This window comes from Streptomyces sp. NPDC005485, from assembly GCF_040606085.1.
In the GTDB taxonomy this organism is placed as follows: Bacteria; Actinomycetota; Actinomycetes; order Streptomycetales; family Streptomycetaceae; genus Streptomyces.
This window is the reverse complement of record NZ_JBEXDZ010000122.1, coordinates 22,137-29,174: the sequence shown is the minus strand read 5'-3', so window position 1 is coordinate 29,174 and position 7,038 is coordinate 22,137. Positions and strand designations below refer to the sequence as shown.

Here is a 7,038-nt window from a genome sequence, read left to right as displayed (position 1 = left end):
CGCTTGTCGGCGCAGGGCCGCCGGCCGTGCCCGGACGGACCTCCCGCCGGCCCGTCGCCCGTTGACCCACCACAGGCCGCCAGTACGACCACTCCGGCGGCGGCCCACCAGCCCGCGCTCCACCGCATCCCAGCACCTCCAGGGCCGGCCTGCTCCTACGGACAACAGCATGCCTCGGCACCGTCGGGAAAGCCCGCGGACCGGATCCGGTCCCCCTCGGCCGGGCGTTCCCGGCCGACCGCGACCACCCCACCCCGGTGCTCAGTCGAGGTCGAGCAGTCCCCGGCGGACAGCCTCCGACACGGCGGCCGCCCGGTTCTCTACCTTCAGTTTCCGGTAGATGCGCACGAGGTGGGTCTTGACGGTCGCCTCGCTGAGGAACAGGGACTGGGCGATGGCCCGGTTGCTGCGCCCCTCCGCCATCAGCCCGACGACCTCGACCTCGCGTGCGGTCAGGTCTTGATCGGGGCTGACCACTTGGCCGACCAGCTCGCCGACGACCTCCGGCGCGAGGGCCAGGGCGCCGGTGGCCGCGCCGCGGACCGCCCGGAAGAGCTCCTCGGGCGGGCCGGCCTTGAGGACGTAGCCGCGGGCGCCCGCCTCCAGCGCGCGCACGATGTCGCCGCGGCCGGAGTAGCTGGTCAGCATCAACACCCGTACGCCCGGAGCCTCGACGGCCAGTCGACGGACCGCCTCGACGCCGTCGATCCCGCTGCCCGGCCCGGCGAACCGCAGATCCATCAGAACGACGTCCGGCGCCGCGGAGACGGCGAGGCGGACGGCCTCCTCGCCGCTGGCCGCCTCCGCGAGTACAGCGAGGTCAGGCTCGCCTTCGAGCAGGGCCCGCAGTCCGGCACGTACGACGGCGTGGTCGTCGGCGATCAGCAGCCGGACGGGCGGGGTGGTCATCCGGCTGCCACCGAGGTCAGGGCGGTGACGGGTTGAGCAACCGGGCGGGCGGGCACGACGGCCCGCACCCGGGTGCCGCGGCCCGGCGCGGTGGTCACGCGCAGATCGCCGCCGCAGTCCAGCAGCCGGGCCCGGGCCGCCGGGAGGCCGAAACCGCGGGTCGGCCGGGTGACCTCGCGGTCCCCGGCGGGATCGAAACCCGCGCCGTCGTCGCGCACGTCGAGTTCGACGCGGTCCGCATGGTGGTGGAGCGTGACCAGCACGTTGGCCGCGTGCGCATGCTCCCGTACGTTCGCCAAGGTGCCCTGCGCTACCCGGAACACGGTGGTGGCGGCCTGTTCGTCCAGGGCGGGCAGAAGGTCTCCCGTCGATTCGAACCTCACCCGCGCCGCGGTCCCGTCCCGCCCTGCCTGGGCGCACAGCAGTCGCAGCGACCCTTCGAGCCCGGCCTCGGCGACGGCGGAGGGAGTGAGGTCGTCGATGATCCGGCGGGTCTCGGTGAGATGGGCGTCCAGACCGTCGGCGACCGCACGGACGCGGGTGCGTGCCACGCCCGGCCGCTGCTCCCAGTCCCGCTCGGCCGCCTGGAGCAGCATCAGGCTCCCGGCGAGTTCCTGGGCGAGTGTGTCGTGCAGGTCCCGGGCGATCCGTGTGCGCTCCGCCAGCACTCCCGCCCGGCGCTGCTGCTCCGCCAGGACATCGCGCGTCCGGTGCAACCGCTCCAGGAGCAGCCGACGTTCCGTGGCGTCCCGCTGCTGCGCTCGGTAGAGGGCGACGGTGCCCCAGACGGCCGCCACCGGGATCAGCGCCATCTCGGGGTCGAACCCGCCGGTGGCCACGACGAGTTGGCTGCCCAGTACGACGGTGATCGCGGCCACCGCCACGACGGCTGTACGACGTCCGAGCGCACGCAGCGCCGCGCACGCCAGCGGAACGGCGCACCAGGCATACGCGGAGGTCAGCGGTGCCGGGACGAGCAGGATGAGGATCGCCCAGAGCAGCAGCAACGTCAGGGCCCAGGCGGACCGGCCGCGGGGACCGAGCCGGTCCCACACCGCCAGGCCGCCCGCGTACACCATCGCCAGCAGGCCGCTGACGATGACCATGTCCCAGCACAGTGCGCTGCGCAGGGCGGTGAGCCGCACGACGGCGGCACCGACGACCACGAAGAACACGAGGTGCGAGACGTGTTCCAGGGTGATCCGGATGCCACGAACCGGCGGCGGTTCGTGGGTACGAGCGCGGTCGGGCACGGCAGATTCCCCTGGACGGACTGATCCACTCGGACAGGGCGTCCGAGTCTATCCGCGGCCTGTATGACCAAGGTGAAGAGCGGGACGGCCGCCCTGAACCGTTGGGTGGCGCGACGGCCGCCGGACCGTCGCGCCACAAGTGCGGTGTTGCTTTCGGGCCTTCGGGGTCAGGTTGCGGTGCAGGTGACGGTTGGCCAGGTGGTGGTGCCGTTGGTCTGGATGGTGACGCCGAAGTTGTTGCCGCTGCCGTTGGGTTTTGCGGTGAGGACCTGGGCGCTGGGGTAGGTGGCGTTGATGTTCCAGGTGGAGAGGATCTTTTCGGGGGTGGGGACGTTCATGGTGACGGTCCAGTTGCTGGATCCTGTGACGGCGACGTTGAGGTTGTAGCGGTCGCTCCACTGCTGGCCGGCGGACAGGGTGGCGGTGCAAGCATTGCCTCCGCCTCCGCCCCCTCCGCCACCGTCGGGGGCCACGGCGCGACCGGTCTGCGGAGAGATCATGCCGGCGCACAGACCACGACCGGCCAGTCCCTGCGCGATGCGCGGGATCGCGGCGAGCGTGTTCGCGGACCAGTCGTGCATGAGGATGATCTGGCCGCTGGTGAGTCGGGCGTTGGCCTGCACGATCGCGTCGGTGCTCGCGCCGTTCCAGTCCTGCGAGTCGACGTCCCAGATGACCTCGGTCAGGCCGTACTTCGCCTCGACCGACCTCAGCGTCGAGTTGGTCTCACCGTAGGGCGGGCGGAACAGTTTCGGGGTGCCGCCCCCCGCGGCCGCGACGGCCTGCTGCGTCCGGGAGATCTCCGAGTCCATCTGCGACTGGCTGAGCTGGGTCATGTGCGGGTGGGTGTAACTGTGGTCGCCGACCCACATGCCCGCGTCGACCTGGGCCTTGACCAGACCCGGGTTGGCCGCGGCGTACTGGCCCTCGTTGAACATCGTGGCCCTCAGCCCGTTCTGCCTGAGCGAGTTGAGCAGGTTCGACGTGCTGCCGGAGGGGCCGTCGTCGAAGGTGAGCCCGACATACCCGTTGCAGGTGGCGGCGTGCGACGGGGTGGCGTCGATCACGGAGGCGGCGACGGTGCTCGCCACCGCCATGGCGGTCACGGCCACTCCCGTGATCAGGGAACGTAACGACAGACTCGGTCTGGTTCGCATGCGCATGGGAAGGGGTCCTCCTTTCGGGTCTTCGGGGTCAGGTTGCGGTGCAGGTGGCGGTTGGCCAGGTGGTGGTGCCGTTGGTCTGGATGGTGACGCCGAAGTTGTTGCCGCTGCCGTTGGGTTTTGCGGTGAGGACCTGGGCGCTGGGGTAGGTGGCGTTGATGTTCCAGGTGGAGAGGATCTTTTCGGGGGTGGGGACGTTCATGGTGACGGTCCAGTTGCTGGAGCCGGTGACGGCGACGTTGAGGTTGTAGCGGTCGCTCCACTGCTGGCCGGCGGACAGAGTGGCGGTGCAACCACTGCCGCCGCCCCCGCCGCCACCGGAGGAGTCGCCCAGCGTGATGTTGGAGTTTCCGCTGCTCTGGTAGCCCTCGGTCGCGAGGATCATGTAGTTGAAGGACCCCAGGTTCATCCCGTGACTGGCCCAGGCGTCGAAGTGGTTGCCGGTGGTGATGGTGCCGCCCGTCCGCTTCGACTGGCGGACGCTCCAGTACTGGTTGAACGTCTTGTTGCCCTCGATGGAGGGGGCGTTGTAGCGCGTCGTCTCGTAGATGTCGTACGTGCCGCCGTCACTGTTGACCGTGCCCTTGAACGTGCCGGTCGGCCGGTAGGTGCCCCAGTTGTCGACGATGTAGTACTCCACGAGCGGGTTCTGCGACCAGCCGTAGAGGGCCAGGTAGGCATTGCCGGACGGATTGAAACTGCCCGAGTAGGTCACGCTGCGGCGACCGCCGGTGCTCCAGCCCTTGCCGGCGACGAAATTCCCCGTGTTGCTCCACGAGGTGCCGTAGTTGCCGCCCGATCCCAGGTTCATCGAGACCGACCCGGGGCTGTCGGTCCAGAACGAGTAGAAGTAGCCGTTGTTGGTGCCGGTCTGGTTCGAGTTGACGACCGTGTCGGCGTTGGCGCTGCCGGGCATGGTCATCGCGGCCACGGCGACCAGCAGCGTGGCGCAGATGCTGCTGAGCAGCAGCCTGAATCGGTTGAGTGTCCCGAAGCGGGCGCGCGGGCGGGTCGACGGCTGTGCGGGTGCGTCGTTCATGGGCGTGCTTCCTCCTCGTCCTGATGAGGCCGGTGGGGCGGTGAGCGAGCGCTGTCAACGGCGAACAGTGTTGGCCTGGCCCTGTCAACTGTCAACAGTTTCGACGATGATTGCGAAAGCTTCGCTCGCCGCCGGGCACTTATGAGGAATGGTTCATCCAGGTCATCTGCCATATGGCCACTGGTCGTCCCTGAGTGATCGTCAAGAGGGCCTGAATGAGGATCAATGCGCCACCTCGTGACATCGAAAGTTTCGTAACACTTCCGGATCTTCGGCATATGCGAGACGCCCCGCCCCCAGAAGCTGGGGGCGGGGCGTTTCGCGTGCGCTGGGCGGCGGTGGTCAGCGCGCCTCGCCGTCGTAGTCCTCGCCTTCCTCCAGGAGGTTCGCCGCAGCGCCCACGATGCTCGGATCGGGGCTGCCGACGACCTCCTCGTCCTTGCCCGTGTAGTCGAAGCGGGCCAGGACGCTGCGCATGGCCTCCACGCGGGCCCGCTTCTTGTCGTTGCTCTTCACCACGGTCCAGGGCGCCTGTTCGGTGTCCGTCTCGCGGAACATGGTGACCTTGGCGGCGGTGTAGTCGTCCCAGCGGTCCAGGGACGCCAGGTCCATCGGGCTCAGCTTCCACTGCCGTACGGGATCCACCTGACGGATCGTGAAACGCGTGCGCTGCTCGCTCTGCGAGACCGAGAACCAGAACTTCACCAGGTCCACGCCGTCGTCCACGAGCATCCGCTCGAAGGCGGGGGTCTGCCGCATGAAGCGCCGGTACTCGTCCTGCGCGCAGAAGCCCATCACCCGCTCGACACCGGCACGGTTGTACCAGGACCGGTCGAACATCACGATCTCGCCGGCGGTCGGCAGATGTTCGACGTACCGCTGGAAGTACCACTGCCCGCGCTCGCGTTCGGTGGGCTTCTCCAGCGCGACCACCCGGGCGCCCCGCGGGTTGAGATGCTCGGTGAAACGCTTGATCGTGCCGCCCTTGCCGGCCGCGTCCCGCCCCTCGAAGACGATGACGAGCCGACGGCCGGTCTCCTTGATCCAGCTCTGCAGCTTCAGCAGTTCGATCTGCTGGAGCCGCTTGTGCCAGTCGTACTCCTTGCGCTCCATACGCTCCTGGTAGGGGTAGTTCTCCCGCCAGGTGTCCACCGCGGTGCCGTCGGGCCGGATGAGCACCGGATCGTCGTGGTCGCTGTAGTCGACGGTCAGCCCCGTCAGCAGTGGCGTCATCGCACTCTCCTCGGCTCGTCTCAGTGGAACTGCGGCACGATCAGATAGATTCCGTACGCGACGACGGCCGCGCAGGTCAGAAAGCAGAGCCCGGCCTGTGCGAGGCCGAGCGCCTGGGTTCCGCCATCCTTCTCACGTGCCGTCTCGACGCGGGCGAGGCCCAGGACGCCGAGGGCGAAGACCACGACCACGGAGACGGTGACGCCGACGCTCACCGCGGTGACCTGGCCGAGTGCGGTCCAGTCCAGATGCATTGTTCGAACTCTCCCTGGCTCAGGCGGCCGTGCCGACGTGCGTCGGCGTCGTGGCCCGGACGGTGACCTCGTGGGTGTCGTTGACGTTCGTCGCGTGCACCGGATTGCGGCGCGACGCGAGCACGATCGACGTGGCCACGGCGACGGCCACCAGCGCGATCACCGCGGTGCCCAGGTTCCCGCCGTGCTTGACCACGCTCGCGGAGACTCCGCCGACCAGCGCGGCGGCGGGCAGGGTGACCAGCCACGCGATCACCATGCGGCCGGCCGTGCCCCAGCGCACCTCGGCCAGCCGCCGGCCGAGCCCGGCACCGAGGATGCCGCCGGAACACACCTGCGTGGTGGACAGCGCGAAGCCCAGATGCGCGGAGGTGAGGATGACGGTGGTGGAGGCGGCCTCGGCCGCGAAGCCCTGGGGTGACTGGATGTCCGTCAGCCCCTTGCCCATCGTGCGGATGATCCGCCAGCCGCCGAGGTACGTGCCCAGGCCGATGGCGAGCCCCGCGGACGCGATCACCCATACCGGCGGTCCGGCGTCGTGGCCGAGGGCTCCGGCCGAGATCAGCGTCAGTGTGATCACGCCCATGGTCTTCTGTGCGTCGTTGGTGCCGTGCGCGAGGGAGACCAGCGAGGCGGAGGCGATCTGCCCGAGGCGGAAGCCCTTGGTCACCGACTTCTCGCGGGCGCGAGCGGTGATCCGGTACGCGAAATACGTCGCGAGCAGCGCCGCGGCACCGGCCACCAGCGGCGAGGCCACCGCCGGGATCAGGATCTTCTCGACAACCTTGTCGAAGTGCACGCCGTGCGAACCCGCGCCGACCCACACCGCCCCGATCAGCCCTCCGAACAGGGCGTGCGAGGAACTCGACGGCAGCCCCACCAGCCAGGTCAGCAGATTCCACAGAATCGCTCCGACCAGCCCCGCGAAGATCATCCCCGGTGACACCAGCGTGTCGTCCACGATGCCGCCCGAGACGGTCTTCGCGACCTCCGTCGACAGGAAGGCGCCGACGATGTTCAGCACACCGCTGACCAGCACAGCCGTTCTTGGTTTGAGCGCGCCGGTGGCGATGGACGTGGCCATCGCGTTCGCCGTGTCATGGAAACCGTTGGTGAAGTCGAAGGCCAGTGCCGTGACGATGACGACCGCCACAAGGAACGTGATGTGGTCCATTCCCCGATGGAAG

7 protein-coding genes are annotated in these 7,038 nt (G+C 69.2%); all 7 read right to left on the bottom strand.

Annotation, left to right across the window (positions count from 1 at the left end):
* Positions 1-261: 261 nt before the first annotated feature.
* The gene (locus tag ABZS97_RS32035; protein ID WP_356143372.1) at positions 262-909 is read right to left on the bottom strand and encodes a response regulator transcription factor; all 648 of its coding nucleotides are present in this window, start codon (positions 907-909) and stop codon (positions 262-264) included.
* Positions 906-2,162, bottom strand: a complete 1,257-nt coding sequence (locus ABZS97_RS32030; protein ID WP_356143370.1) for a sensor histidine kinase — start codon at positions 2,160-2,162, stop codon at positions 906-908. Before ABZS97_RS32030 ends, ABZS97_RS32035 begins: the two co-directional genes overlap by 4 nt.
* Positions 2,163-2,329: 167 nt before the next feature.
* Positions 2,330-3,325, bottom strand: coding sequence for a polysaccharide deacetylase family protein (locus tag ABZS97_RS32025; RefSeq protein WP_356143368.1), 996 nt, complete (start codon positions 3,323-3,325; stop codon positions 2,330-2,332).
* Positions 3,326-3,356: 31 nt separating this feature from the next.
* Entirely contained in the window at positions 3,357-4,364 is a 1,008-nt protein-coding gene (locus ABZS97_RS32020) for a glycoside hydrolase family 11 protein (protein WP_356143366.1), read from the bottom strand.
* Positions 4,365-4,706: 342 nt separating this feature from the next.
* Complete coding sequence (gene ppk2 / locus ABZS97_RS32015; RefSeq protein ID WP_356143364.1) at positions 4,707-5,597, bottom strand: polyphosphate kinase 2; 891 nt, start codon at positions 5,595-5,597, stop codon at positions 4,707-4,709.
* A 20-nt stretch (positions 5,598-5,617) separates the two neighbouring features.
* Positions 5,618-5,851, bottom strand: coding sequence for a hypothetical protein (locus ABZS97_RS32010; protein ID WP_356143362.1), 234 nt, complete (start codon positions 5,849-5,851; stop codon positions 5,618-5,620).
* 19 nt (positions 5,852-5,870) lie between these two features.
* Complete coding sequence (locus tag ABZS97_RS32005; protein ID WP_356143360.1) at positions 5,871-7,025, bottom strand: inorganic phosphate transporter; 1,155 nt, start codon at positions 7,023-7,025, stop codon at positions 5,871-5,873.
* Between the last annotated feature and the right edge of the window lie 13 nt (positions 7,026-7,038).

What these genes read in the sequence shown, in the direction of transcription:
- ABZS97_RS32025 (WP_356143368.1), bottom strand. Translation starts at nt 3,325, where the DNA reads ATGCGCATGCGAACCAGACCGAGTCTGTCGTTACGTTCCCTGATCACG.
- ABZS97_RS32020 (WP_356143366.1), bottom strand. Translation starts at nt 4,364, where the DNA reads ATGAACGACGCACCCGCACAGCCGTCGACCCGCCCGCGCGCCCGCTTC.
- ABZS97_RS32010 (WP_356143362.1), bottom strand. Translation starts at nt 5,851, where the DNA reads ATGCATCTGGACTGGACCGCACTCGGCCAGGTCACCGCGGTGAGCGTC.
- ABZS97_RS32005 (WP_356143360.1), bottom strand. Translation starts at nt 7,025, where the DNA reads ATGGACCACATCACGTTCCTTGTGGCGGTCGTCATCGTCACGGCACTG.
- ABZS97_RS32035 (WP_356143372.1), bottom strand. Translation starts at nt 909, where the DNA reads ATGACCACCCCGCCCGTCCGGCTGCTGATCGCCGACGACCACGCCGTC.
- ppk2 (WP_356143364.1), bottom strand. Translation starts at nt 5,597, where the DNA reads ATGACGCCACTGCTGACGGGGCTGACCGTCGACTACAGCGACCACGAC.